The following is a 26,838-nucleotide window of genomic DNA, read 5'->3' as shown; positions in this document are numbered from 1 at the left end:
TAGCCCTTCGCCTGCCGTTTTTCAGCGCGTGGGCGTTGGAGTGCGGGCGGGCAGGAGCCGCAAATCCGACAGCCGCTTGGCCGCCAGTTTGAGCCAGGGAGCCTGCTTCAGCGCGAACAGGGCGACGGCACCTGCGGTGCTGCCGGCTTTCGTGATCGCCCACATCGGCGAGGGCTGTCCGCCGAACAGTTTCTTGTATGGCTCGTCACCAATGGTGAAATCGAGCATCTGATCGCCGCGCTCGATACAATCCCGCGCGACCTGCTCGAACATCAGCGCGCCGAGCGACTGGCTCTTGTACCCGGCAATGTCGAAGGCGCTCATGATGATGAGGAAACTGCCCTGATGGCAGAGGCCGAGCACGGCGGCGATCACTTCGCCGTCCATCTTCATGGCATAGAGACGCACAAAGGAGCCGAGACCACGAAGGGCCACGTCGGAATAGAAGCCGAAATATTCGGGACGCTGGAGCAGATCTCCGTCGCCTTGCGCCTGAAAGCGCGGACCGCGAAACTTCCTCATCACATCCAGCGCTTCGAGCACGGAGGCGCTGTCATTGCAGCATGAGAAGCTCAGTGCGCCTTTTTTCTGGAGCTGACGATATTTCTTTGCAAGCTCCTTCTGATAGGAGCGATCGATCGCGCTGGCCCGCCATTGCTCGAACGGCGCGACGAGCACCGTCGCGTAGGCATTGGTGTCCATCGATACGCGGCGGGACGTAGCCAGGAGGTTCTCGATCGGAAGCCGCCCGTCGGGCAGCTTGGTCATCCGGAGCAGATCGAAAGGACGAACGAGGCGCCGGATCTCCGCGCATGCTTCGGCGTCGTCGAGCAGTTGTGAAAACAATTTCGGGCTGCAAACCGGCGCCAGATAATCGGAGACACGGAGGTCGGCGAACTCGACGGTTCGGATCGGACCGCGCCGGATCCGGAGCAAGGGCAGCACCATCGCAAGGGCGCCCGTCGCGCGGTGGCGGACCACGACGACCAGAGGTGTCGCACCCGCATCCGACGCGAGCCTGGTGTAGAGGCTGTGCAGCCAGATCGGATGCTGGAACGCAGTAGCAGCCGAGCGATCAAACAGCTCGGCATATTCCGGAGACAGAAAGTCGAACGCCTGCTCGATGACGATGTCGAACGTGTTGCTAAGCTTGTTCATGCGCAATCAGGGAAACCGGATAATTCGCGAAGTCGATCGAGCCGTGGCTACGCCTTATAGCAGGCCGTTACGGGCAAGACACCGGCGGCGTGCGATTTGCATTAACGCGCTCAACCACGTTCGTATCGTTACCAAATTCTTAAATTCCAGAGCCGTTTGGGCTTGGTCTCAGGATGAGATTGTGCAGAGGCGGCCTGATGCCAGACAAGGCTCCGGGCAGCTGAAGTTCACCCGCCCCAACGAAACCTCGTCGTTGACGCCGGTGGTGGTCGTGAATGTGCGCTTGCGCCAAGCGCGGCAGCGATCGTCCTGCACGGATTTCCAAGGTCCCTCATTCGTGTATGATGACCAGCTCAGTTCGGAATATGCGGAAGATGTCCCCCCTTTCACGGCGAGAGCTGTTCGATATGGCGGCGCGGATCACGGCGCTGGCCGCATGGCCCGGCTGCGCTGCCGCCGACGATTATCCCTCCCGTCCCATCAAGCTGGTCATTCCCTATACGGCTGGCGCCGCTGGTGATCAGATCGGACGTCCCTGGGCGGACAGGATGGGCTCGCTGCTGGGGCCGATCTATGTCGAGAATATCGGCGGCGCCGGTGGTGCGATTGGATCCGCCGCGGTGGCGCAGAGCGCCCCCGATGGCTATTCGATTTTGCTCGGTAATGGCAGCACGCAGGTGATGATTCCGTTATCGTCGCCGCAACCCGCCTACGACACGGTTCGTGATTTCCGCGCCATCTATCGCCTGATTACCAGCACGCTCGCATTCGCGGTTCATCCCTCCTTGCCGGTGAAAGATCTGCAGGAACTGATAGCCTTTGCGAAGGCTCATCCGGGCAAGCTCTCCTACGGCACTCCAGGCGTCGGCACCGGCAATCATCTCGTCGGGGAAATGTTCAGGCTGCAATCCGGCCTCGCAGCGGACGTCGTCCACGTCCCCTATCGGGGCATGAGCCCCGCTACCAACGACCTGGTCAGCAACCAGATCTCTGCCGTCATTGCCGTGGTATCGAGTCAGATCCTGCAGTTGCACCTTGCGGGCAAGCTGCGGCTGATCGCCGTGACGAGCGAACAGCGGTTGAGCGGCGCGCCGGAGATTCCGACGGTGGCTGAATCCGGCATGCCGGGCCTCAACTACGCCGGCTGGTTTGGCTTGTTCGCTCCAAGAGCGACCCCGGATACGATCGTGGAGCGGATCGCAGCGGCGACCCGCACGGCGATGGCCGATCCTCAGTTGCAGGAAAGCTATCGCTCACAAGGTCTGGAGCCGGACATCGATTCGGGTCCCGACAAGTTTCAGCGCCTGGTCGAGGACGAACTGGTCCGCCTGGCTCCCATCGTCAGGTCGACCGGGCTCAAGCGCGATTGAGATCGCGCCAGGCCTGCGTGTGAAGCCGGAACCAATGCCGACGGAAGCCGTCGCTGAGCGAGAGCTCTTCGGGATGTTCTGCCGGTGGCGGTCAGTGCCATCGGGTCTGCCCGCTGCATCAAACTGCCAGCCTTACCGCGCTCGTTCGATATGAGCCCGGATCGCCTGTCGCTCGGCATCGATCCAGCCATGCTGGCGCGCCTTGGCTACCATCTCCGCATAGCGCCGATCCCAGCTTGCGTCATCGGGGCGGCCCGCCAGCGTAGGGACCAGATCGATCGAGACGAGCGCATCACGATCGTCGAGAAGCGTGATCCCTTTCCAGCCCTGCGTTTCGGAATTCGCGTCGGCATGCAGCGCCAGCTTGAAGTTGCGGAAGTCGAACGGCTCGGTGAGCCGGACAATTCCGCCGTCGAAGCATTCGATGATCACGATGCCGCTCCAGTGTTCTGGCCCTCGGGCGACGATGCCGATTTGGTACCGCCGGAGCCGCCTATGCTTGAGGCAAGGCCCGCAGTGCGCCCTGAAAGTTGACGAGAGGATCGCCGTCCCCGCCGCGCGTCGCCACGATCCTGCCGATGAAGAGACCATGCGTGCCGACCATCTGGTGGTGGTGCAGCACGCATTCCAGGACGCCGATCGCCGGTTCGAGCAGCGGCACGTCAAGGACGCCTTGTGCCCATGGCGCCGTCGCGAAGCGGTCAATGCCCTTGGCGCCGCCGGCGAAACGCAGCGCCAGATCTTCCTGTCCGCTGCCGAGGAGGCTGATGCCAAAGCAGCCATTGGCGAGGATGGCGGCATGCGTTTCGGAGCTCGCATTGACGCCGACGAGCAGACAGGGCGGCTCCATGCACAGCGAGGTGACGGAGCTGACCGTCAGCCCGCGCCGTGCGGTCCCCGTTCCCGTCGCCACGATCGCGACGCCGCTCGCGAGGTTGCGCATGGCCAGGCGGAATTCGGCAGCTTCGACTGAGCGGACGTCGGTCATTTGAGTGATCTGGCATCCCATGACGTACCTCCGGGCTCGCCCTGGCGCCGCGCTATGCCGAAACCGTATCGCCCGCGATCATGCCGCGCCCGGCAGGGGCGGATTTCAGCTCTTTCCGGATCGCGGGGATGATCCTGCTGCCCCACAATTCGATCTGGCGCAGCATCGTGCGCTGATCGAAATCGCCGAGCTGGGTCTGAAGCGCGATATGGGACGGCTTGAGAATGCTGATCTCTTCCAGCATACGGTCGATCACCTGGTTGACGCTGCCGACGGGCAGGTTGCTGCGCATCGTTTCCAGGCTCATATCGTTCGGGCCGGCCTCTTCCTTGATCAGATAACCGTCGTCGCTCTGGGCGCGTCGGAATTTCAGGCTTTCGGAGAGCCGGCGCTGGAAGCGCGCATTGTCCAGATAGGACTGGATCTCACTGTCATTGTCGCTGGCATAGGCGCAGCGCAGGAAGCCGAAATGCGTGTCGTCGATGGAACGGCCTTCCTTAGCCGCGATCCCCTCGAGACGTTCGCGCAGCGCCTTGATGGCGTCGAGGCCGTTGAGCAGCGCAGTGACGAACAGATTGTGGTTGTCACGTATGGCGCGGCCGAGGGTCTCGCCATGGCCGGACGTGACCCAGATTGGCGGCATCGGTTTCTGCACGGTGCGCACGGCGATCGCGGTCGGCGGCATCTTCAGGTGCTCGCCGTCATAGGAGAAGATGCGTTCGCGCATGCCGGCCTCGAGCACGTCGTAGAACTCGGCGAACAGCGCGTGCGAATGATCGAGATCGACTCCGAAGCGATCGAACTCGAATTTCTGGTAGCCCGAGCCGATGCCGAGATCGAGGCGGCCGTTCGAGACGGTGTCGGCAAAGCCGATCTCGCCGAGCAGTCGCGCCGGATTGTACAGTGGCAGCACGCAGACCGCAGTGCCGAGGCGGATGCGCCTGGTCAGGCCGGCGCAATGCGCGACCATTATCAGCGGCGAGGGGCAGAGGCTGTAATTGTTGAAATGATGCTCGGCGTACCACGCCGTGTCGAAACCGGCGTGCTCGGCGGTAACCGTCTGCTCGACGGCGTTGTTGATGACCTGCTGCGAGCTTTGATGATAGCCGCGCTGCTGCGCCAGAATGAATACGCCGAATTCCATCGATTGCGTCCTCCACCGGATTGCTTCTCGGCCGCGCTTGCGGCCGCTCGTCGCTTTTGCGACGCGTTCTCAGCAAGCTAGGGGCTTGAGCTTTTTCGAACAATTGACGTAATCTGAGCATGTCCTTTGCAAAATCTGAAAAGATCGAATGAATCGCCTTCAGGCCATGGAATTGTTCGTCAGCGCCGTCCGTGAAGGCAGCTTTTCCGCGGCCGGGCGCCGCGTCGGGCTCTCGCCGGCGTCGGTGTCGCGCTACGTGGGCGAGCTCGAGGCGCAGCTCGGCGTGCAGCTGCTGAACCGCAGCACGCGCCATCTCGGATTGACCGATGCCGGCAAGATCTTCTTCCAGCGCACCGAGCAGGTGCTGCACGGCATCGAAGATGCCGAAGCCGCGGCGCTTGCGCTTCAGACTGCACCGCGTGGAACCCTGCGGGTGCACTCGCGGACGCTGTTCGGCATCAAGGTGCTTTCGCCCCTGATACCGGGCTTTCAGAAGCTCTATCCGGAGCTGAAGGTGGAGCTGCGTCTGTCCGAGCGGCGTCCACAGCTTCGCGAAGATGAATTCGACGTCGACTTCCAGATCCAGGCGGCGAAGGACGCGGGCCTCATGCAGCGAAGGCTGCTGAGGAGCGAGCGGATTCTCGTGGCTTCACCGGACTATGTCGGCCGGATGCCGAAATTGCGAGAACCGGGGGACATCACCCGCCACAATTGCCTGACCTACTGGATGGGTCCCGACGACGTGGTCTGGAAGTTCATGCGCAAGAACCGGCTGCGCGAGATCGTCGTGCCTTCGTCCCTCAGTAGCAACAACGGCGTGGTGCTGTGCGATCACGCCGTTTCCGGGCACGGCATTGCCCTGCTGGACGACTACACCGTAGCGGAGGAGTTGAAGAGCGGGCGTCTGATCCGCCTGCTGCCGGGCTTCCGGGTGACGAACTCCACCTTCGATGAAGGCATTTACGCGACGTTTCTCCAGAGCAGCTATCTGCCGGAGAAGATCAGGGTGTTCGTGGACTACATGGCGGAGAACGTACCGAAGCAGGTCAAGCGATCGCAGTAATCGAGGTCGCGCTTAGCCCGAAGCAAACCTGTGCGCCGGCAGCCCGCGCACGCCGAGGCCTTCGATCGCGAACAGGCCGCCGGCATCCGGGTGATCGTCGGCGAGTGCGTGGCTGCGCGAGATCGATGTCACGTAGAGGACGTCGAGATCGGGTCCGCCGAAGGCGAGGCTGGTCGGGTGACGGATCGGCATGTCGATCGTCCGCACCATCGTCCCGTCAGGTGCAAACCGCGCGATCTTGCCGATGCGCACGAGGACGGACCAAAGATAGCCTTCCGAGTCGATCGTTCCACCGTCGCAACCCGACTGCTGCGCCTCCGTCTCGACGAAGACGCGCTTGTTCGCGAGGGGGCCCTCCGCCCTGTAGTCATAGGCCCAGATCATCCGTCTTGCGCTGTCGGCGAGATAGAATGTCCGGCCGTCCGGGCTGAAGCACGGTCCGTTGCTCACGGCAAGGTCGGTCTCCAGCAGTTCCACCGCGCCTGTTGCGTCCAGCCGGTAGAGACCGCCCAGCGGCGTCTCATCCTGGGCGCGGTCACTGTGCATCGTGCCTGCCAGGAAGCGACCATGGGGATCGGCCTTTCCGTCATTCAGCCGCAGCTTCGGGTGGTCCAGCCCGATCGACGGTCCCTCGATCAGTGTGCGCTTGTCGAAATCGTAACCGGCAAATCCGTGGCGCATGGCCAGCACCGCGCCGCCATCGTCTCGCAGGGCCATCGAACCGATCGGCGCAGGCACGCTGAACGCGTCCGCCGTCCCGGTGGCGGGATCGCGCATGCGGATCAATCCGGCCAGCGCGTCGATCCAGAAGAAGCGCTTGCGGCGCTCATCCCATACCGGGCTCTCGCCGAGTTGGTCCTTTGTCGCGCCGACGCGCATAATCCGGATTGCGCTCATGGTTCCTCTCGAAGGGGTCGCCGGGCTTGACCGATCGGTCTGTGAAAAACTAGTTTCATTCCAGGGTTCTCTGGTTGGCGCCGGGCCGCCGAATGGATTGCAGGCTTCATGACTGAACTGTCAACGATGAAGGACGGCGTTGCGAACCAGGCCGAGGCCTCCGACCGCGTGCTGCAGATTCTTGCCGAAGCCGGGCGGCTGTTCGCCAGCAAGGGATTCGAGGGAACGTCGATGCGCGATATCGCGCTCGCCTGCGGCATCTCCAAGTCGCTGCTCTACCACCATTTCGCCAACAAGGACGAGATCTACGCGCGCGTGGCGGTCGGCTCGACGCTCGAGCTCTATCTGTTCGTGCGCGATCGCATTCCCGACGGGGCGCCCTCGCAGAAGATCCGCGCGTTCATGGTCGCCACGGCCGAATACTTCCGGCGCTATCGTTGGGCCTGGATCGCCTCCACGACCGCCTTCTGGAACGATCCCGATCGCCACAGGCACAAGGAGCGGCTGACGCGCCGCGACCGTTTCGAGAATTTTCTCCGCGGCCTGATCCAGGAAGCCATCGATGCCGGCGAAATCCGCAAGGTCGACGTTCCCATGACCGGGCGGCTGATCCTGTCCTCGCTCAATTGGATGCATCGCTGGTACAACCCCAACAAGTCCGCGACCCCCGAGCAGATCGCGGAGATCTTCTTCGACATGATCTTCAATGGGCTACGAAGCGGCGAGCTGGTCGAGCTTCCCGGAGCGGTGCCACCCAAGGAGCCGCTCAAGACAGGCCGGCGCAAATCGCGCTGAGCGGCGGCTGGCGGCCGGGCCTCATTCCAACACGATGTTTTGCGCCTTGATCACCGGTCCCCAGAGCGCGGCATCCTTGGTCAGCTGCGCGTCGAGCCGGTCCGGTGCGCCGGTATCGGTGATCAGGCCGTCGGTCTCGAGCTGCTTTGCGATCTCGGGCTTCTGCATCGCGGCGTTGGCCGCCGCGTTCAGCCGCGCGGTCGCATCGCGCGGCGTGCCCGCAGGCGCGTGCAGCGCGGTCCAGAATGATGCCGTCAGGTCGGAATAGCCGGATTCGGCCAGGGTGGGGATCTCCGGGAAGCTGGCCATGCGTTTGTCCGAAGAGACCGCGAGGATGCGAAGCTGACCGCTGCGCGCGTGCTCGATGACTGCGGCGGGCGTTGCGAAATTGAGGTCGCATTCTCCCGACAGCGTTTCCATGATGGAGGCCGGATTGTTGCGATAGGCGACGTCGGTGACGGCAAATCCCATCGACTTGCTCATCATGATTCCGAACAGATGCGTGACGCTGCCCGGACCGAGGGTGGCGTAGAACAGCGGCTTGTCGCGCCCTTTGGCATAGGCGACGAAGCTCTTCACGTCGGCGACGGGCGTCCGCGCGTTGACGGTCAGCGACAGCGGGCCGTTGCAGAGCATGGCGACGGAGGCGAAATCCGCGAGCTTGTAGGGCAGGTTCTTGCGCAGCAGGACGTTCAGCGAAATCGGGCCGGTGCCGCCGGCCAAGAGAACCGATCCGTCCTTCGGCGCGCGCGCCACATATTGCGATCCGACGATGCCGTTGGCTCCGGGCTTGTTGTCGACCAGAACCGGTTGGTCCAGGTTTTCCGCCATCGCCTTCGCGATCGAGCGCATCAGGCTGTCGATGGAGCCGCCGGGCGCATAAGGCACAATGATGAAAACCGTCTGAGAGGAGCGCGCTCTCACGATGCCAGGTGCGGCAAGCGGAGCGGCGAGGGCGCCGGCGATCAGAGTTGCCGCCTGGCGTCGGCTGATCCTGGGCATGCGAGTCCTCCTCAAGGTCGTTCTTTGATTGCATGTGAATCTATCGGCTGACCGATCGGTCGGTCAATAGGACATCGGCAGGATATTGCCAGCTGCAACGTTCGGTGCTATCACCGCGAAAAGCTGACCGATCGGTCAGGAGATAACAAGCAAGACAAACCAGGCAAGCAGAAGCCCAGGAGGAAGCCATGTCAGGAGATATCGTCACCCTCGAAGTGTCCGACCACATCGCGCTGGTGACGCTGAATAGGCCTCCCGTGAATGCGCTCGATCGCGCGATGCGCGACCGCATCGTCGCCGTGTTCGACGAGATTTCCGAGCGCAGCGACGTCAGGGTCGCAATCCTGACCGGAGCCGGAAAGGTGTTCTGCAGCGGCGCGGATCTGAAGGATCGTCCGGATCCGACCAAGATCGGTGCGTTCCACAGCCACAACCGGATCACGCGCGAGACCGGCAATTGCATCCGCGAATGCTCAAAGCCCGTCATTGCGGCCATCAACGGCGTTGCGCTGGGGGCCGGCGTTGGCCTGATGGCCTCCTGCGACATCTTCTACGCCAGCGAAGAGGCCGTGTTCGGCATGCCCGAGATCAATGTGGGGCTCGCCGGCGGTGCGGCCATGCTGAACACCTTGTTCGGCCGCTCGCTGATGCGCCGCATGTTCTTCACCGGCTATCGCGTGCCGGCCGCCGAGCTTTACCGCCTCGGCATCATCGAGGCCTGCACGACCAAGGAAAACCTGATCCCCGAAGTGATGAAGCTCGCTCGGGAGATCGCGTCCAAGAGCCCGATCGCGATGGAATACGCCAAGAACGCGGCGAACATGGTCGAGCTGATGCCGCCGCGCGACGCTTATCGCTTCGAGCAGAACATCACCATGGCGCTGTCGAAGACGGAAGACGCCAAGGAAGCGCGGATGGCGTTCCTGGAGAAGCGCGCACCGGTGTTCAAGGGGCGCTGAGATGCGGCCGGGAGAAGGTCTCGACGCGCTGATGTCGCCGCGTTCGATCGTGATCATTGGCGCCTCGCAAGAGGCGACCAAGATCGGCGGCCGGCCGGTCGATCTGTTGCGTCGCCACGGCTACGCAGGCCGCATCTATCCGGTCAACCCGAAGGCCGCGATGGTGCAGGGCCTGAAGGCCTATGCTTCCGTTGCCGAGGTGCCGGAGGCGCCGGATCTCGCCATCATCGCGGTTGACGCGGAGCGCGCGGGCGAGGCCGTGGAGCAGTGCGCCGCGCGTGGCGTCCGCAGCGTCGTCGTGTTCTCGTCCGGTTTTGCCGAGCTCGGCCAGCAGGGCCGCGCGATGCAGGAGCGGCTGCGCGTCGCCGCGCGTAATGGCGGCATGCGCCTGCTGGGGCCGAACTGCCTCGGCGCGGTCAGCATCGCCGAGAAGAGCATCGCGACGTTTTCGATCGTGCTCGAGCACAGCATGCCGGTTGCCGGCTCGCTCGGAATCGTGTCGCAGAGCGGCAATCTCGGCAGCTACACCATGCGGCTCGCCAGCGAGCGCGGTGTCGGTGTCAGCCGCTTCATCACGACGGGCAACGAGTGCGACATCGACATCGCTGACGGCATCGCCTGGATGGCGCGTGATCCCGCCACCAAGGTCATCCTGTGCTGCCTCGAAGCCTGCCGTGACGCCGGCCGCCTGATCTCGGCGCTGGAAGAGGCGCGTGATGCCGGCAAGCCCGTCATCGCGATGAAGATCGGGACATCGGCGGCTGGGCAGGCCGCCGCGGCGTCGCACACCGGAGCGATGGCGGGGGCGGACGCCGTATTCGACGCACTGTTCGGCCGTTGTGGTGCGGTGCGCGTCCGCAGCGTCGACGAACTCATCGATCTCGGTCATGCCGCATCGATCCTGCTGCCGGATCGGCTGCCGAAGGGGCCGGGCGTCGCGATCCTCACGGCGTCGGGCGGTTTCGGCGTGCTGCTCGCGGATGCGGCACAGGCGGTTGGGCTGACCTTGCCGGAACTCGGACAGGAGACGCAGCGGCAGATTCTTGAGCTGGTGCCGTTCGCGTCGGCCCGCAACCCGGTCGACGCCACGGCGCAGATGTCGAGCCGTCCGGATCTCCTGGAAAGGATCATGTCCGCGGTCGTGGCGGACGAGAGCGCTGATGCGGTGATCCTGCCGTTGCCGTTCTCGCTGCACCTGCCGCGCCTGCGATCCATCTATATGGACACGCTGCGCAACATCCGCGCGCAGTTTCCGCACCGTCCCGTCATCCTGTGTGTCGACGGCCCTGAGGATGCGCTGACCGAGCTGCACGCACTGGGCTTTCCGACGGTGGAAAGCTTCGACGGCTGCTGCGCAACCATCGCTGCACTGGTGCGATTGCAGGCGGTGTCGAAGCACCCGCAGGAGGCGCCCGCGGCGGTCGAGCGAGCACGACCGCTTGTAACCGATGCGTTCCGCCACGAACTCGGAGCCAAGCGCGCGCTGGCCGAGGCCGGCGTTCCTGTCCTTGCCGAGCGTCTCGTGCAGGATGTCGATGCGGCGGCGCGTGCCGCCACCGAGATCGGCTATCCCGTGGTGCTCAAGATTGCCTCGCCCGATCTGCCGCACAAGACCGAGGCCGGTGGTGTGGTCTTAGGCCTGGGCTCGGAAGCCGAGGTCCGGCGGGCCTTTGCCCAGATGCGCGATCGCGTCGCCACCAGGGCGCCGCATGCAACGATTGATGGTGTGATCGTGGCGCCAATGGCCAAGGGCGTCGCCGAGCTCATCCTGGGCAGCCGCATCGATCCCGTCTTCGGACCGGTGGTGATGGTCGGCCTCGGCGGGATCTTCGCGGAAATCCTGCAGGACTCCGCCGTAGAGATGGCGCCGGTCAGCGAGACGCAGGCCATGGCGATGCTGAAATCGCTCAAGGCGTTCGCGGTGCTCGACGGCGCGCGCGGCCGGCCGCGGGCCGACCTCGCAGCTGCGGCCTCGGCCGTTGCCGCGTTGTCGCGTTTTGCCGCCGCGCATGTCGATGAGATCGCCGAGATCGACGTCAACCCGCTGCTGCTACGGGCGGAGGGCGAGGGGGCCGTGGCGCTCGATGCGCTGCTGATCCCGCACGGAGAGCGGCCGGTCCCACACTGAATCTAAACGAAGAGAACCGGCAGAAGCCGGTCCAGAGGAAGCGCGTCAAAGCAGGAGGAAACGGTGAAGAGATCGACGATCACTGCGCTCGGCATGATTGCCTTGCTGCTCACGAATGCGCCGCTGTCCGCACAGGGCATCTCCGGCGACGTCGTCAAGATCGGCATCATGAACGACCAGAACGGCCCCTATGCGGACAATTGCGGCCTCGGCTCGGTCGCCGCGGCGAAGCTCGCGGTTGGCGACTTTGGCGGAACGCTCAATGGCAAGAAGATCGAGCTCGTGATCGCTGACGACCAGAACAAGCCCGATATCGGCGTCGCCATCGCGCTGCGCTGGGTCGACAATGAAGGTGTCGACGCCATTGTCGGCTGCTCGGCGTCGTCGATCGCGCTGGCCGTGCAGGATATCATGAAGAACCGCAAGAAGCCTTATCTTCTGGCCGGCACCGCGGGCTCGTTCTTCACCAACGACAAATGCTCGCCGATGACCACGCAGTGGGTGGTTGATACCTATGCCCAGCCGAAGGCCACCGTGAAAGCCCTGCTCGCGCAAGGGATCGACAGCTGGTTTTTCCTGACGGTGGATTATGCCTTCGGCAAGGCCTGGCAGGCGGATGCAACCAAGTTCATCGAAGCGGGCGGCGGCAAGGTGGTGGGCTCGGTGCTGCATCCGCTCAACTCGTCGGATCTCTCCTCGTTCCTGCTGACGGCACAGGCCAGCGGCGCCAAGGCGATTGCGCTCGCCAATTCGGGCGCGGATTTCGCCAATGCGATCAAGCAGGCGCAGGAGTTCGGGCTGACCAAATCGCAACTGCTTGTTCCGCTCGGCCTCATGATCAGCCAGACGCATGGAATTGGTCTCAAGGATCTTCAGAACGTGCGGCTGACGACGCCGTTCTACTGGGACATGACGCCGGAGAGCCGGGCCTTTGCCAAGCGCTATGCCGAGGCGACGAATGGTCAGCTTCTCAACGAGGGCAAGGCCGCCACCTACAGCGCCATCACGCATTATCTGAAGGCGGTCGCTGCCGCCAGTTCCGACGACGGCGACGCCGTGATGCGGCAAATGAAGAACACGCCGATCAACGATTTCGAAATGAAGAATGTCAGCATCAGGGCTGACGGCCAGGTCATGCGACCGCTCCATGTCGCGCGCATCAAGGCTCCGGCGGAATCCAAATACACCTACGACTATTACGACATCACAGGCACGATCGCGCCCGAGGATGCATGGCGGCCGGCATCGGAAAGCGCCTGCGATCTTCTCAAGTCGCAGTGAAGGATAGGCGGCCGGGCAGGACATGTCGGCGGATATGACGAAAGCAGGAAGCGTGCGATGAGTGTGGTTGAAGCGGTATCGATGCAAGCCGTCGTGGTGGAGAACCTGACGGGTGAAGCCTATCGCGGCGCGATGCGTCGCTGGCTGCAAGGCAATCTGCCCGCCAGTTTCCGCAGCGACAGCGCCGCATTCGCATCGCCCACACTTCAGCAGTCCATTGCCTGGGAGTCGGCGATGTACCGCGCCGGGCTGACGGGCATTACCTGGCCGCAGGCCTATGGCGGGCACGGCCGCTCCTTGCGTGAGCACCTGATCGCCAATCAGGAGATCGGTGCGCTCGCGATGCCCGAAAGCGTCAACTCGATCGGCAAGGAGCTTGCCGGTCCCATCATTCTCGCAGTTGGGACCGAAGAGCAGAAGCAGCGTTTCCTGCCTGCGATCCTCGACATGCGCAACATCTGGTGTCAGGGTTTTTCCGAGCCCGAAGCCGGCTCCGACCTGGCGGGGCTCCGCACCCGCGCCACCCGGGACGGTGACGCCTGGCGCATCACCGGCCAGAAAATCTGGACCAGCGGCGCATACCGGGCTCAACGCTGTCTCGTGCTCGCCCGCACCGGGCCGCTGGAGGACCGCCATCGCGGCCTTGCGATGTTCGCGGTGCCGCTCGATGCGAAGGGCGTGCGGGTGCGGACAATCAAGTCGATCGATGGCCGCGAGAGCTTCTGCGAGGTCTTCTTCGACGAGGTCGAGGTGGCCCAGACCGATGCGATCGGCGCGCCCGACGAGGGCTGGGCCGCGGCGATCCGCGTGCTGGAGATCGAGCGTGCGACCAACCGCATGTATCGCGCCTGGCGCTTCGAGAACGAGCTGCGCCATCTGATTTCGGCCTGCAAGGCGGACGCTGCGCTGTCGCAGATGGTCGATGATCATCACTACGCGGTCAGGCTGGGCGAGGTCGCGGTCGAGATCGAGGTGCTGAAAGCGCATGTCGAGACCGCCGTCGAGGCGCTCGTCAACGGTGACAAGATCGGCGCGCGGGGCAGCCTTGCGAAGCTCTATTGGAGCGAATCGCATCAGCGCTTTGCCGCGCTCGCCCTGGAGCTGCTCCAGCAGGCCATGTTGCCGCAGCTCGCGGCGATCAAGGTGGCGCGGCGGCGGTTCGAGGCGATCTATCTGCAGGCCCGCGCAGAAACGATCTACGCCGGCACGACCGAGATACAGCTCGGCATCATCGCCGATCGGATCCTCCAGCTCTCGCGAGGCAAGTGATGATCGTGGCCGGTGAAGGACTTCAGCCCGCCGAATTCGCCGCAACCGCGACGCGTGCGGTCGTCGCCTGTGCGGGGCAGGAGATGCGGGCGCAGGCGCGCAATCTCGCCGGTGACGGACTGCTCGGCATCATCGCGGACGAGGAGGTCGGGGGACTTGCCCTTCCGCTCGGCTTCGCGGTGCCGGTGATCGCGGCCGCCCATTCCGGACTGCTCGGCTTTCCGCTGCTCGAGACGCTCTTTGCCGGCCGCCTGCTCCAGCAGTCGCTGCCGCATCTCGCCACCGCGATCGTCTCGGGCGAGACGTTGGTGTCCATCGCGTGGCAGGGCGAGGCTGTCGCCGAGCGGGAAGGGGAAGCTGTCGTGCTGAGCGGCTGGGTTGCGCGAGCCCCCTGCGCGGACAAGGTCGACTATCTGTTGGCCCGGATCGGCGAAGGTGCTGCGGCCTTGGTCAGAATCGATGCCGAAGGCGTTGTGGTGGAAGACGCGGCAGGCCTCGACCTGACTGTGCCGGAACACGCGGTGCGTCTCCAGAGGGTCCGCATTCCCATCGACTCGATCCTGCCGGCGAACACATGGGATATGCTCAGCTCAGACGCCAACGTACTGCGTGCCGCGGCCATCCTGGGATCTGCCGAGGCCTGCCTGTCGCTGGCGCAGGAGCATGCGTCGACGCGCCGGCAGTTCGGTCACGCTCTGTCCTACAATCAAGCCATTCGTCATGCGCTGGCGCGACAGAAGCTGGGACTGGAGAGCATTCGTCATGCGATCACGCGAAGCCTGTCCGAGGGGAGTGGTTCCGTTCAGCGCGATGCGGCGTTCCTGGCCGCGGCAACCTATGGCAGCTCGATCAGCGAAGGCGCGCTGCAGATCCATGGCGGTATGGGCTTCACCTGGGACATTCCGGTGCATCGTCATTTGCGCCGGATCCGCACGCTGCAAGCGCAGGGCGATGCCAGCGGCCTGATCAGCGCATTTGGCCGCCGTTACGTATCGGAAATTGCTCCGTTCACTGAGGCAGGAGCATGAAGGAGATGACCATGACCGAGACCAGGGATCAGACGCTCGCGGGCCGCGTTGCACTCGTCACCGGTGCCGGAAACGGCATCGGCCGTGCGACTGCGCTCAAATTGGCCTCACGCGGCGCGATTGTCGGCGTCAATGATCTGAAGCCGGAATTCGTGAACGGCACGGTCGATGCGATCAAGGCCTCCGGCGGCGAGGCGTTGGCCGTTACGCAGGACGTGTCCAGTCGCGACGGCATGCGGCAGGCGGTGCTTGGAGTGGCGGAGCGGCAGGGACGGTTCGACATCCTCGTCAACAACGCAGCCTGGGTCCGTTATCAATCGGTCGCCGACATCGCGCCGGAGACCGTCGAGCGCATGCTCAATATCGGCTTCAAGTCGGTGATGTGGGGTATCCAGGCGGCCGCGGAAGTCATGGATGCCGAACGTGGCGGCGCGATCGTCAACGTCGCTTCGGTGGCCGGTCTGCTTTCGGCCAAGAACAGCATCGTCTACAGCGGCATCAAGGCCGGCGTCATGGGCATCACACGCGCAGCCGCGGCGGAGCTCGGGGAGCGCAACATCCGTGTCAACGCAGTGGCGCCCTCGGCGATTCCGACCGAGGGAACCATGCGCAACCGCAACGCCGAGCTCGATGCGCGCCGGATCGCGCGAACGCCGCTGGGGCGGCTCGGCACGGTCGACGACATCGCCAAGGCGATCTGTTTCCTCGCCGGCGACGACAGCGGATTCATCTCGGCACAGGTGCTCACCGTCGACGGCGGGATCACCCTCACCAACATTGCCTGACGGTGCGATCGCCATGTCCAGTCTGACGCCGGAACAGCAGGTCCTGAAAGAGGCCTATATCAAGGCGCGCGGCTATTGGCGGCCCTGGACGGAAGGCCTGCTGCGCCTCGATCCCGAATTTCTTCAGACCTATGGCAAGTATGCGGGCTACGCCGCGGAGAAGGGGCCGCTGTCGCCCAAGATGCGGGAGCTGATCTACGTCGCGCTCGATGGCTCAGCGACGCATCTGTTCCGCTCAGGGCTCGCACTGCACCTCCGCCTCGCGCTTCAGGAGGGAGCGTCGGCGCGGGAGATCGTCGATGTATTCCGTCTCGCAACGGCCCAGGGGCTCGACGGCTGCAACGTCGGCGTCGGCATTCTCGCGGAAGAACTGGCAAGCGCGGGCCTGGAGGTCGATCAAGGCGAGCTCTCCGACGAGCAGAGGGTGCTGCGGGATGCCTATGTCGCGCGGTTCGGCGATTGGCCTGACTTCTGCGAGCAGTGGCTGCGACGTGATCCCGGCTATTTTGCCCTCTTGTTCGATCTCCTCGCGGGCGGAGCGGCCGGGGAGGGCCTCGACCAGCGGTCGCAATGTCTGATCTCGATCGCATTGAACGCCTGCTTCACAGCGCTCAACCCGCAAGGGCTGCGTGTGCAGATCAAACGGGCCCTGCGGCTCGGCATCGGCCAGCGAGAGATGCTTCAGGTTCTCCAGATGACCGCGCATCTAGGCGTTCATGCCTGCGCCATCGGCATGCCGGTTCTGATGGAAGCCCTCGATGAGCGTTCGTCGATGGCCGGCACAAGCGGGGAAGGGCCGGGCGAGGGAGAGCGAGCATGAAGGGATTGGCGATCCGCAATCACAGGGCCTTCGCGTCCGGCGCCCTGTTCCTCGCCTTTGCAATCTTCTTCTTCGTGGCGGCGCTCGGCTACCCCGCGGGCACGGTCGCGCGAATGGGGCCGGGCTATTTCCCGCGCCTGCTCGCGATCGTGCTCGCTGCCATCGGCCTCGTCGTGATTCTCAGTGCCATGAAGCCCGCCGCGGAACGGCAGCTGCTGCGCAAATGGGATTTCAAGGGGCTCGCCTGGGTGACCGGGTCCGTGGTCCTGTTCGCAGCCTTGCTGTTTCCGCTCGGTCTGGTCGGCGCCTTGTTCGTGCTGATCATGGTGTCGAGCCGGGCCAGCTCAGAGTTCACCTGGACAGGCGCGCTGGCGAATGCGGCGGTGCTGATTGCGCTGTGTCTTGCCGTCTTCGTCTACGGTCTCGGGTTGCAGCTGCCCGTCTGGCCGTCCCTTCTCAACTGAACGGGCCGATCGATGGATCTCGTCCACAATCTGGCGATCGGCTTTGCGACCGCCGCCCAGCCCGCCAACCTGCTCTACGCCTTCTTCGGATGTCTGCTCGGGACCTTGATCGGCGTGCTTCCCGGCCTCGGCCCGCTCGCAACCATCGCGATGTTGCTGCCGATCACCTATGCGCTGCCGCCGGACGCCGCGCTGATCATGCTCGCCGGAATCTATTACGGCGCGCAATACGGCGGCTCGACCACTGCCATCGTCGTCAATTTGCCCGGCGAGTCCTCCTCTGTGGTGACCACGATCGATGGCTACCAGATGGCGAAGCAGGGCCGCGCCGGCGTCGCGCTCGCCACCGCTGCCATCGGCTCGTTTTTTGCAGGATGCGTGGCCACGCTCGCGCTGGCCGCCCTTGCAGGCCCGCTGACCGCGACGGCGCTGCTGTTTGGCCCAAAGGAATTCTTTGCGCTCATGATCCTGGGGCTGATCCTCGCCTCGGTGCTGTCGAGCGGCCCGTTCATCGAGGGCATCGGCATGGTCGTGCTCGGCATGCTCCTCAGCCTCGTCGGCACCGATCTGAACAGCGGCAGCCAGCGCTTTGCCTTCGGCATTCCCCAGCTGTTCGACGGTCTCGATTTCGTGCCGTTGGCGATGGGCATCTTCGGCTTTGCCGAGATCGTCAAGAATCTCGAGCAGGACGACAAGCTGTCGCTGGTCACCCAGAAGATCACCAATCTGTTTCCGACCCGCGACGACTTCCGCCGCATGGTGCCGGCGATGCTGCGCGGTACGGCCCTGGGCACGTTGCTGGGCGTCCTGCCCGGCGGCGGTGCGGTGCTCTCGTCCTTTGCGTCCTATACGCTCGAGAAGAAGCTGTCGCGGCATCCCGAGCAGTTCGGCAAAGGAGCCATCGAAGGCGTTGCAGGGCCTGAATCGGCGAATAACGCAGGCGCGCAGACCTCGTTCATTCCGCTGCTGACGCTCGGCGTTCCCTCCAACGTCGTGATGGCCCTGATGGTCGGCGCCATGAACATCCACAACATCCACCCGGGCCCGGAGGTGATGACGAAGAACCCGACCCTGTTCTGGGGCCTCATCGTCTCGATGTGGGTCGGCAATCTGATGCTGCTGATCCTCAATCTTCCGCTCGTCGGGCTGTGGGTGAAGCTGCTCACCATTCCTTACCGATATCTGTTTCCGGCGATCATGGTGTTCTGTTCGATCGGCGTCTATTCCATCAACAGCGGAACATTCGAGGTCTACGAGGCCGCAATGTTCTGCGTGTTCGGCTACGTCCTGATCAAGCTGCAATTGCCGGCGGCGCCGCTGCTGCTGGGGCTGGTTCTGGGCCCTGCCATCGAGGAGAATTTTCGCCGTGCCATGGTGCTGTCGCGCGGCGACGTCACCGTGCTGCTCACATCGCCGCTCTCGGCGAGCCTCCTGGCCGCGGCCGCCATCGCGATTATCCTGATCATGCTACCCACGATCCGGGCGCGGCGCGAGGAGGCGCTGCAGGAATGAGATGAGGGCACCAGCCGGATCCACCAGCTCAACATCGCGCGTCTCACAACCAGAATGTCGCAACGCTCGGCAATTTTCGCCGACCTGAGCAGCCCCGTCAGTCCTGTCGCGACCCCAGACGTATCGGCATTGCAGCCACCATCAGCCGGATCATGATCTCGCTGAGATCGAGCGCGTCAGCGGCAGATGTCGTCGCAATAAAGGCCACAGCAACGAAGTGATGGCGCCGAAGCATTCCTGACGACCGCACTCCCGGCGAATCTTCCTGCGGCATTTTGACCGCACCGATCTGCAATCATCGAAAGCGCATTTGAATCGTTCCAGACATTCTCCTCCCGGTTGGCGATGATCGAGGCATTCTAAGTCGCGCGCACGCATTTGCGTTGCCGTCACAATGGCGTCTTTTTAAAGAGGCGATGCAGATCGCTGACATTCGAATGTTGCCGCCAAGACGAAGGCAGCAAACGCGCGTGCGCGTCTGCAGAGCAACTGATTGACGGGCCATGCATGCCGGCCGAGCTCGGATACGAAGAGCTGCTCTTCGATCCATGGTCGTTGCTGGCCAGACGCGGAAGCCGCTTCACGGCGGGCTGCGCACTATTGATGAAGGACTTTCTGGAATGCGACGTGCGGGTGGGGATAAGACGGTAGCTCGCTTCGGTGCGGCGCTGCTGGGTGGTGTGGCGTGGTTGACGTGGTTCGAATCGCCTGCTCAATCCCAAACGTCCCAGGGCGGTAATTCCCTTCCGCCCGTGACTGTCGAAGCCCCGACGCAACAGTCGGTTCGCCGTGCGCCAACCAGGCGAAACGACGCGCGGGTCCGATCGACCTCACGGCGCGCCCCGCAAGCCCCGACGGTCGCAGTGCAATCGCAACCGGCTGTCGTCCCGCCATTTGCCGGCGGGCAGGTCGCTCAAGGCGCACGACTGGGGATGCTCGGAAATACCAACACCATGAAGTCACCGTTCAGCGTGACGAGCTACACGGACAAGCTCATTCGGGATCAGCAGGCGGCAACGGGTGCGGATGCCCTGATCCTCGATCCCTCCGTGCGAAGTTCCCATCCGACCGGCGGTATCGTCGATTCCTTCAACATACGCGGCTTTCCGATCAACGAAGGCAATAACGGCGAGTTCGCCTTCGAGGGCCTTTACGGAATCGCGCCGACATATCGGATCTTCACGGACTACGTCGAGCGCATCGAAGTGCTCAAGGGTCCCTCGGCCGCGCTCTCGGGCATGGCGCCCAATGGCGGCGTTGGCGGCGTCATCAATGTCGTGCCCAAGCGCGCGGAAGAGGATTTGACCCGCTTGACCGCGAGCTACGGCTCGACCGCACGTTTCGGCGGTCACTGGGATGTTGCGAGGCGCTACGGCGATGGCAAGGAATGGGGCGTACGCGCCAGCGGAAGCGTCCGCGGCGGCGACACGCCCATCGACCGCCAGTCCGAGACGACAGGTGTCGGATCGCTGGCGCTCGACTATCAAGGCGAACGGTTCAGATCCTGGCTCTATCTCATCGCCCAGACCGATCGGTTCGACGCGCCGTCACGTCCCTTTCTGATGGCTCCCGGCCTGCAGGTGCCGAAGGCGCCGGACGGCAAGCTGAACGTGACCCAGCCCTGGGAATGGTCGCGCATCAACGACCAGTCCGCCTTGCTGCGGACCGAGTACGATCTCACCGAGCAGGTCACGCTGTTCGCGGACGTCGGCGGCTCCAAGACCAACGTCGAGCGGTTCTTCGGTCTTCCGACCATCGTCAGCACGAGCGGCAATACGACCTCAACGCCCCAGTACTTCGGCCTCAGCATCGATCGAACTACATATGATGGCGGTGTTCGCGCCCGCTTCGATACCGGCTTCGTCCACCATGCAGTCGCCTTCCAGGCCTCGGTCTATCACGACGCGCTGCACCGGCGGCTCACCAATGGCAGTCTGGTCACCTCGAACATCTACAGTCCCACTGTCGCGCCGACGCAGTTCGCGAACGAGATCAGCGACCGCCCCCGGCTCTCGGACAGCGAGCTTACCGGGCTCTCGATTGCCGACACCTTGTCCGTGCTCGATGAGCGCGTCCTGCTGACTTTGGGCGTCCGGCGCCAGGGCATTGAGGCGCACAACTACCTCTCCAACGTCGGGACACTGACGTCGTCCTATGACAAGAGCGCGGTCACCCCTGTGGTCGGCCTCGTCGTCCGGCCCGTGGATAATATTTCCCTGTACGCGAACTACGTCGAAGGTCTCGCCCGGGGCGACGTGGCTCCTCAGAACGCGTCCAACTTTGGCGAAGTGCTGCAGCCTTACGTCGCCAAGCAGTACGAGGCCGGCATCAAAGTGGATTTTGGCCGGGTTGCAACCACCTTCAGCGCTTTCGAGATATCGAAGGCGAGCGGCGAGCTGTCCGCCGGGCGCTTCGCGGCGACAGGCGAGCAACGAGTCCGCGGGCTCGAATTCAACGTATCCGGCGAGCTCACGCCGGATGTTCGTATCCTCGGAGGCGTTTCGCTGCTGGACGGCACCCTGACCAAGACCGCCGTCGCGGCCAATGTGGGCAACACACCGATCGGCGTTCCGAACATACAGGCCAATATCGGCGCGGAGTGGGACCTCCCGTGGATGAGAGGGCTCACCGTGAATGGAGCCGTGATCTACACGGGCAGGCAGTTCGTCGACGCCGCGAACAAGCAGCCGATTCCCGAGTGGACGCGGCTCGACCTCGGCGCTCGCTACACCACCGCGATCAACGGCAAGAAGACGGTTTTCCGCGCAAACATCCAGAACGTGACCGGTGAGAGTTACTGGTCCAGCGTGGCTTCGTTCGGAACGTTCTTCCTGGGAGCACCGCGCACATATCTCCTGTCGATGACCGTGGACATGTGATCGTTGCGCATTTCGCTTGCGTGAAACGCAGCCCAGCATTCCGCTCCGGCGCCGTGATGCGCCGGACTAGAAAAGTCTCCATTGAATCAACGAGGTGACTTCCGTCTCGGTGAGCCCTTTCGGCCGCCAGGCCGAAAAGTGGCGCGGCTCTTGCTCTTGCCAGTATGAGGGTTCTTGATAAACGTCATACTGCGGGATCAGGTGGATGGAGCAGGCGGTGAGGCGGACTTCGCGGGTGGTCGAGCCCGGAACGGTGGTGTTGTTCGGGGGGCTGATCGCCGCCAACATCGCCGCATGGGCCTGGGCCTTCGCGCTGTTCGGCGATCGGCCGACGGTGCTGGCGACTGCGCTGCTGGCCTGGGTGTTCGGTCTGCGCCACGCCGTCGATGCCGACCACATCGCCGCCATCGACAACGTCGTGCGCAAGCAGATGCAGACGGGTGGCGCGCCGCGCAGCGTCGGCCTCTATTTTGCGCTCGGCCATTCCACCGTAGTCGTGGTCGCGACCATATTGCTCGCGCTCGGCGTGGTGAGCCTTGGCGGCGACAGCCTGCTCAAGGAGATCGGGGGCCTCATCGGCACGTCGGTGTCGGCGCTGTTCCTGCTCGTGATCGCGGCCATCAATCTCGTCATCTTCGCCGGCCTGTGGCGGACGTTTCGCGCGGCGCGGGAGCAGGGGGTTCACGACGCCGAGGGTCTTGAGACGATGCTCGCCAACCGCGGCTTCCTCGCGCGACTGCTCGGACCGCTGTTCCGCCTGGTCACAAAACCCTGGCACATGTATCCGCTCGGCTTCCTGTTCGGGCTGGGCTTCGACACGGCGACCGAGATCGGCCTGCTCAGCATCTCAGCAACCGAAGCCGCGCGCGGCGCGTCAATCGCCGACGTGCTGGTTTTCCCTGCACTGTTCGCGTCGGGCATGGCGCTGGTCGACACCGCCGACTCCGCGCTGATGGTGAGCGCCTATCGATGGGCCTTCGTCGATCCCTTGCGAAAGCTCTGGTACAACCTCACGATCACCGGCGCCTCCGTGGCGGTCGCGCTGTTCATCGGCGGTATCGAGGCGCTCGGGCTGATCGCCGACCGGCTCGACTTGTCCGGAGGGATGTGGACGCTGGTCGAGGGCCTCAACGAGTCGCTCGCCAATGTCGGCTTTGCCGTGATCGCGCTGTTTGCAATCGCCTGGCTCGTCTCGGTCGTGCTCTATCGCCGCATCTTTGCGGACGGCCGGCACCGGGCCGCGACGAAAGCTCTGGCATGCGCCGATGCAACCGAAGCGGCATGAGCCCTTTCGTGGCGGCGGCGCGCTGACGACACTCTCGGTCCTGGTGCTGCTCGCGGATGATGGCCGCGCTTTGGCGCAGGGCGAGAGCACCTCACGCGAGCTGCCGGCAATCCAGGTCGGCCGCGGCGAGACGGCGGGGCGCAAGAAGCCGGTCGCATCGCGCCGGGCCGGCAAGCCGTCCCCGGCCGACCACCGCATCCCCGCGTATCCGGCAGCGGCGCAAGCGTCGGATGTGCGCAGCGTCGCCTCGGGTGCAAAGGGTCAGCTTGGCATGGCCAGCGAGATCTCCGTCGCGGGCGAGGAGATCAATGCACGCCCTTTCACGCGGCCGGGCGAAGCGCTCGAAGCCGTGCCGGGTCTCATCGTGACGCAGCATTCCGGCGAGGGCAAAGCCAACCAGTATTTCCTGCGCGGCTATAATCTCGACCACGGTACCGACCTTGCCATCACTGTCGACGGCGTCCCCGTGAACATGCGCACCCACGCGCACGGCCAGGGCTATGCCGATCTCAACTGGCTGATCCCGGAAACCATCGCCGCAGTGGACGCGCGCAAGGGGCCGTACTTCGCCGACGAAGGCGATTTCGCTTCGGCCGGCAGCGTCCATATCGGTCTGATCGACCGCACCAGGGGAATAGCGCAGGTGACCGCCGGCAGCTTCGGCTATCGCCGTCTGCTCGGCATGGACTCCGCGAAGGTCGGTGACGGCTCCTTGCTCGTGGCCGGCGAGATCGGGACCTACAACGGCCCGTGGGACAACCCGGACAATGTGCGAAAGCTCAACGGCCTCGTGCGCTACAGCCAGGGCACCGCGACCGACGGCGTCTCCGTCACCGGCATGGCTTACGCCAACAAATGGAATTCGACGGACCAGGTCCCGCAGCGCGCGATCGCATCCGGCTTTCTCGATCGCTTCGGCTCGGAAGATCCAAGCGACGGCGGCAACACCAACCGTTTCGCGCTCTCGGGCCGCATCGCGCAGAGCGACGACCTCGGCTCCTGGCAAGCCAACGCCTATGTCGTGAAGAGCCAGCTCGACCTCTTCAACAATTTCACCTACTTCCTCAGCGATCCCGTGCTCGGCGACCAGTTCCACCAGCACGACGATCGCCTGATGGCGGGCGCCAACATCTCGCGCACGCTGAACGGCTCGTTGGCGGGCTTGCCGATGCAGACCACCTTTGGCCTGCAGTCGCGCTATGATGCGATCGATCTCGCGCTCACCAACACTTTCCAGCGCGGCTTCCTCGCCAACATTCGCAGCGACAAGGTCGGCGAGGGCAGCGTCGGCGTCTATGCCGAAAACACAGTGAGATGGACCGATTGGCTCAGGACGACGGTGGGATGGCGCGGCGACTATTATGCCGCCGACGTCACCTCGCGGTTCAATGCCAACAACTCCGGCCGCACCGACGCCGCGCTCGGCAGCCCGAAATTCAGGATGGTGCTCGGCCCGTTCAACCAGACCGAATTCTTCTTCGGCGCCGGCTACGGCATGCACTCCAACGACGCCCGCGGCGCGACCACGACGGAGGATCCCAGCGATCCCGCGACGAGGCTGACGCCATCGCCGCTCCTGGTGCGCACCAGGGGTGCAGAGGTCGGCGTGCGCAGCAGGATCGTTCCCGGCCTCGACACCTCGCTCAGCGTCTTCATGCTGGATCAGGATTCCGAGATCCTGTTCTCCGGCGATGCCGGGGACACGTCGGCAACCCGCGCCAGCCGCCGCTACGGCTTCGAATGGACCAACCACTACCGGCCCAGATCCTGGATCGACATCGATGCCGATCTCGCAATGACTCATGCACGCTTCCGCGGCTATGACAGCGAGCAGGCGGACGTCTATGCCTCGCTCGCCGGCTATCCCGAGGCGCAGATCGGTAACGCGCCCGGCAACTACATTCCGAACGCGCCGGCGATGGTGGCATCGGCAGGCGTCACGCTGGGCGAGAGGACCGGCTGGTTCGGAACCTTGCGCTGGCGCTATCTGGCGTCGAGCCCGCTGACGGAGGACAACGCATTCCGTTCCTCTGCGACCAGCATTTTCAACGGCCGCCTTGGCTATCGCATCGACAATGGCTGGCACCTTCAGCTCGACGTGCTGAACCTCTTCAACACGAGGGCGAACCAGATCAGCTATGCCTATGGCTCCCTGCTCAAGACCGATACGCTTTACAACCTCTGCATATCGGGCACTGCGCCAACTTCAGTCTGTCAGAACGGCGTGATGGACTACGTGCTGCACCCCGTGGAGCCGTTGACGTTCCGTCTTACCATCGCCGGGACGTTCTAGGTCGCGGCAGGCCATGGGCCGCGAGAGTCTCCGCGCGAAAAAATGGTCCCGCAACGCGCGATGCGTTGCAGGCGAGGTGTGTTGTGGTAGTGAACGGCGAGGTTGGCGACACATCGCGGCCTGAAAGCCCAGCAGGGGGACCGTCGATGAACCGTGACCTCGATCTCGCCGACTTCGAACTGCACCCGCAGCGTGGTGCGGTGCTGGCCGAGGTGCATGCCCGCCCATTCACCCGGCTGACAGCGCCGGTCACGGTGCTGCGCTTTGCCTTTCTCGGCCAGGGCGAGGTCGCTGAGGCGGACCGGCAGAGCTTCGTGGCATTCTGCATGTCGCACGGCCAGGCGCCGCCGGACGCCGGAACCAAGCATCATCAGGTGATGATCGGTGACACCCAGCTCCGCTGGGAGCAACACTCGGAGTTCAGCACCTTCACCTGGATCCTGAGCAGCCCGCAGACGCCCGCGCGCCGGTTCGGCGAGATCGGTGAAGAGTCGGCCGCGTTGATCCGGTCTCTGCGCCAATCCGGCCAATTGCTGGTCGCCGTCAAGCTCGAGGTCGAGCAGACTTCGGCGGCGCTGGAGCGTGCGCAGCAGCTGTTCGAGAGAGGCAGTCTCGCCATTGCCGCGGTCCGCAGCGGACCTGCCGTCGTCGCATCCGACTTTCGCACGGACGATCAGGGCTTCGTCCGCATTCTCGTTTGCAACGACGGCCTCTCGCCCGGCCGGCTCGGTGCCCTCGTGCAGCGTGTGCTGGAGATCGAGACCTATCGCACGCTGGCGCTGCTCGGTCTGCCCGCCGCGCTTGAGCTTGCGCCCGCTGTCGATCATATCGGTAGGCGGCTCGTCGAAGTGCTCGAGGAGATGCAGGGCGCCGAGGATCTCAAGCTCAACAATCATCTCCTGACGGAACTGACCGCATTGGCGGCTTCGCTGGAAAGGGGAGCTGCCGGCAGCTCGTTTCGGTTCGGCGCCAGCCGCGCCTACAACGACATCGTGCAGGCGCGCCTCGCCGTGATCGAAGGCGGCGAGATCGCGGGCTATCCGACCTGGTCCTCCTTCCTCGCCCGCCGCATGGCACCTGCGATGCGCACCTGCGCGACGATGGAGGACCGGCAGGCCGATCTGTCGATCAAGCTCGCGCGCGCGGCCGATCTGTTGCGCACACGCGTCGATGTCGAGCTCGAGGAGCAGAATCGCGATCTGCTGCGCTCGATGGATGAGCGCACCCGATTGCAATTGAGGCTACAGAGCACGGTCGAAGGCTTGTCGGTGGCGGCCATCGGCTATTACGTCGTCAGCCTGTTCGGCTACCTCGCCAAGGGTGCCCATGACGGCGGCCTGCATGTCGAGCCTTCGCTTGCAACCGCGATCTTCGTGCCGGTCGCCGTGGCGGTGGTCTGGATCGTCACCCGCAATATCCGCAGGCGGCACTTGAAGCACGACGAAATGTCCGGCGCTCACGACTGAGGGCGCAAACGAGAGCCCTTGCGCTCCCGCGCTGTCCGGCTCGATGTCGCTGAACAGGTTCCGCGCGTCTGCGCCCATCGCTGTGCCGCGACTCGCGCCGATCCCGGATGTCGCTACGCTCATCCGGGCTCCGGGGCCGAGCCTGTGTCGCCCTCTGTCAATCCGCTTCGCTAAAAATATTCCACTTTACCGAAATTCGGTTTCGGCGTATGTGTCGTCCATCCCGGCTCACCCAAGAGGGGCGACTATGTG

At 64.2% G+C, this 26,838-nt stretch carries 22 protein-coding genes; 16 read left to right on the top strand and 6 right to left on the bottom strand.

Annotated elements, in window-relative coordinates:
* Positions 1-21: 21 nt before the first annotated feature.
* The gene (locus tag BM190_RS15205; protein ID WP_092256063.1) at positions 22-1,158 is read right to left on the bottom strand and encodes a GNAT family N-acetyltransferase; all 1,137 of its coding nucleotides are present in this window, start codon (positions 1,156-1,158) and stop codon (positions 22-24) included.
* Positions 1,159-1,532: 374 nt separating this feature from the next.
* Between BM190_RS15205 and BM190_RS15200 the strand changes: the two genes are divergently transcribed.
* Positions 1,533-2,528 (top strand): Bug family tripartite tricarboxylate transporter substrate binding protein, encoded by a 996-nt coding sequence (locus BM190_RS15200; RefSeq protein WP_177237088.1) that lies wholly within the window; start codon positions 1,533-1,535, stop codon positions 2,526-2,528.
* Positions 2,529-2,660: 132 nt separating this feature from the next.
* Here BM190_RS15200 and BM190_RS15195 read toward each other — a convergent pair whose 3' ends face one another.
* From BM190_RS15195 to BM190_RS15185, 3 genes are all read right to left on the bottom strand, one after another.
* Entirely contained in the window at positions 2,661-2,960 is a 300-nt protein-coding gene (locus tag BM190_RS15195; RefSeq protein WP_018316021.1) for a hypothetical protein, read from the bottom strand.
* A 61-nt stretch (positions 2,961-3,021) separates the two neighbouring features.
* Positions 3,022-3,516, bottom strand: a complete 495-nt coding sequence (locus tag BM190_RS15190; protein WP_177237087.1) for a flavin reductase family protein — start codon at positions 3,514-3,516, stop codon at positions 3,022-3,024.
* Between the two features lie 52 nt (positions 3,517-3,568).
* A complete protein-coding gene (locus BM190_RS15185; protein ID WP_092256053.1) occupies positions 3,569-4,660 on the bottom strand; it encodes an LLM class flavin-dependent oxidoreductase in 1,092 nt (363 codons plus the stop codon).
* 148 nt (positions 4,661-4,808) lie between these two features.
* Here BM190_RS15185 and BM190_RS15180 point away from each other — a divergent pair, with 148 nt between their 5' ends.
* Complete coding sequence (locus BM190_RS15180) at positions 4,809-5,723, top strand: LysR family transcriptional regulator (RefSeq protein ID WP_092256050.1); 915 nt, start codon at positions 4,809-4,811, stop codon at positions 5,721-5,723.
* 12 nt (positions 5,724-5,735) lie between these two features.
* Here BM190_RS15180 and BM190_RS15175 read toward each other — a convergent pair whose 3' ends face one another.
* Positions 5,736-6,620, bottom strand: a complete 885-nt coding sequence (locus BM190_RS15175; RefSeq protein ID WP_092256047.1) for an SMP-30/gluconolactonase/LRE family protein — start codon at positions 6,618-6,620, stop codon at positions 5,736-5,738.
* A 108-nt stretch (positions 6,621-6,728) separates the two neighbouring features.
* On the opposite strand from BM190_RS15175, the gene BM190_RS15170 reads away from it, so the two are divergent.
* Positions 6,729-7,415 (top strand): TetR/AcrR family transcriptional regulator, encoded by a 687-nt coding sequence (locus tag BM190_RS15170; RefSeq protein WP_026201583.1) that lies wholly within the window; start codon positions 6,729-6,731, stop codon positions 7,413-7,415.
* A 21-nt stretch (positions 7,416-7,436) separates the two neighbouring features.
* Here BM190_RS15170 and BM190_RS15165 read toward each other — a convergent pair whose 3' ends face one another.
* Complete coding sequence (locus BM190_RS15165) at positions 7,437-8,417, bottom strand: tripartite tricarboxylate transporter substrate binding protein (RefSeq protein ID WP_177237086.1); 981 nt, start codon at positions 8,415-8,417, stop codon at positions 7,437-7,439.
* A gap of 188 nt (positions 8,418-8,605) precedes the next feature.
* Between BM190_RS15165 and BM190_RS15160 the strand changes: the two genes are divergently transcribed.
* From BM190_RS15160 to BM190_RS15100, 13 genes are all read left to right on the top strand, one after another.
* Positions 8,606-9,376: an enoyl-CoA hydratase/isomerase family protein gene (locus BM190_RS15160; RefSeq protein ID WP_092256041.1), complete on the top strand. Its 771-nt coding sequence runs from the start codon at positions 8,606-8,608 to the stop codon at positions 9,374-9,376.
* A 1-nt stretch (position 9,377) separates the two neighbouring features.
* Complete coding sequence (locus BM190_RS15155) at positions 9,378-11,504, top strand: acetate--CoA ligase family protein (protein ID WP_092256037.1); 2,127 nt, start codon at positions 9,378-9,380, stop codon at positions 11,502-11,504.
* A 63-nt stretch (positions 11,505-11,567) separates the two neighbouring features.
* Positions 11,568-12,785, top strand: coding sequence for an ABC transporter substrate-binding protein (locus tag BM190_RS15150; RefSeq protein ID WP_092256035.1), 1,218 nt, complete (start codon positions 11,568-11,570; stop codon positions 12,783-12,785).
* 57 nt (positions 12,786-12,842) lie between these two features.
* The gene (locus BM190_RS15145) at positions 12,843-14,054 is read left to right on the top strand and encodes an acyl-CoA dehydrogenase (protein WP_092256032.1); all 1,212 of its coding nucleotides are present in this window, start codon (positions 12,843-12,845) and stop codon (positions 14,052-14,054) included.
* 83 nt (positions 14,055-14,137) lie between these two features.
* On the top strand, positions 14,138-15,082 hold the full coding sequence (locus BM190_RS15140; protein WP_244550651.1) for an acyl-CoA dehydrogenase family protein: 945 nt from the start codon (positions 14,138-14,140) through the stop codon (positions 15,080-15,082).
* A gap of 11 nt (positions 15,083-15,093) precedes the next feature.
* Entirely contained in the window at positions 15,094-15,867 is a 774-nt protein-coding gene (locus tag BM190_RS15135; protein WP_026201585.1) for an SDR family NAD(P)-dependent oxidoreductase, read from the top strand.
* 13 nt (positions 15,868-15,880) lie between these two features.
* Positions 15,881-16,687 (top strand): carboxymuconolactone decarboxylase family protein, encoded by an 807-nt coding sequence (locus tag BM190_RS15130; protein WP_092256027.1) that lies wholly within the window; start codon positions 15,881-15,883, stop codon positions 16,685-16,687.
* A complete protein-coding gene (locus tag BM190_RS15125) occupies positions 16,684-17,151 on the top strand; it encodes a tripartite tricarboxylate transporter TctB family protein (protein WP_092256024.1) in 468 nt (155 codons plus the stop codon). The genes BM190_RS15130 and BM190_RS15125 overlap by 4 nt, the downstream gene beginning before the upstream one ends.
* A 12-nt stretch (positions 17,152-17,163) precedes the next feature.
* Entirely contained in the window at positions 17,164-18,663 is a 1,500-nt protein-coding gene (locus BM190_RS15120) for a tripartite tricarboxylate transporter permease (RefSeq protein ID WP_092256021.1), read from the top strand.
* Between the two features lie 953 nt (positions 18,664-19,616).
* Positions 19,617-21,542 (top strand): TonB-dependent receptor, encoded by a 1,926-nt coding sequence (locus BM190_RS15115; RefSeq protein ID WP_244550650.1) that lies wholly within the window; start codon positions 19,617-19,619, stop codon positions 21,540-21,542.
* Between the two features lie 205 nt (positions 21,543-21,747).
* Positions 21,748-22,827, top strand: coding sequence for a HoxN/HupN/NixA family nickel/cobalt transporter (locus tag BM190_RS15110; protein ID WP_092256012.1), 1,080 nt, complete (start codon positions 21,748-21,750; stop codon positions 22,825-22,827).
* Positions 22,808-25,120, top strand: coding sequence for a TonB-dependent receptor (locus BM190_RS15105; protein WP_092256009.1), 2,313 nt, complete (start codon positions 22,808-22,810; stop codon positions 25,118-25,120). Before BM190_RS15110 ends, BM190_RS15105 begins: the two co-directional genes overlap by 20 nt.
* 146 nt (positions 25,121-25,266) lie before the next feature.
* On the top strand, positions 25,267-26,586 hold the full coding sequence (locus BM190_RS15100) for a DUF3422 domain-containing protein (protein WP_018316040.1): 1,320 nt from the start codon (positions 25,267-25,269) through the stop codon (positions 26,584-26,586).
* Positions 26,587-26,838 lie beyond the last annotated feature (252 nt).

The organism is Bradyrhizobium sp. Rc3b, assembly GCF_900114915.1.
In the GTDB taxonomy this organism is placed as follows: Bacteria; Pseudomonadota; Alphaproteobacteria; order Rhizobiales; family Xanthobacteraceae; genus Bradyrhizobium.
This window is presented reverse-complemented; position numbering and strand designations above follow the sequence as displayed.